A 511-nucleotide genomic window follows, 5' to 3' on the forward strand; every position below is an offset into this window, starting at 1 on the left:
CAGTACTTGACCACGCTCTACTTCGTCACGCTTAGTACCACGCAGAAGAACACCAACGTTCTCACCCGCACGGCCTTCGTCTAGAAGCTTACGGAACATTTCAACACCCGTACAAGTGGTCTTGGTGGTGTCTTTCATGCCCACGATTTCAACGTCGTCACCCACAGTGATGATGCCTTGCTCAACACGACCAGTGACTACGGTACCACGGCCTTGGATTGAGAAGACGTCTTCGATTGGCAGGATGAACGGCTTGTCGATCGCACGCTCTGGCTCTGGGATGTAAGAATCCAGCGCTTCAGATAGCTCAACGATCTTTTGCTCCCACTGCTCTTCACCGTTCAGGGCACCCAGCGCTGAACCTTGGATTACTGGGCAGTCGTCACCTGGGAAGTCGTACTCTGAAAGTAGTTCACGTACTTCCATTTCAACCAGCTCAAGCAGCTCTTCGTCATCAACCATGTCACATTTGTTCATGAACACGATGATGTTTGGAATACCAACCTGACGG

1 protein-coding gene is annotated in these 511 nt (G+C 51.3%); it reads right to left on the reverse strand.

The window, feature by feature from the left end:
• Positions 1-511, reverse strand: a 511-nt coding sequence (locus tag BZG25_RS15670; protein ID WP_241828734.1) for an EF-Tu/IF-2/RF-3 family GTPase, incomplete at both ends; no start/stop codon positions are given.

This window comes from Salinivibrio sp. ML198, assembly GCF_001996015.1.
Classification (GTDB): domain Bacteria; phylum Pseudomonadota; class Gammaproteobacteria; order Enterobacterales; family Vibrionaceae; genus Salinivibrio; species Salinivibrio siamensis.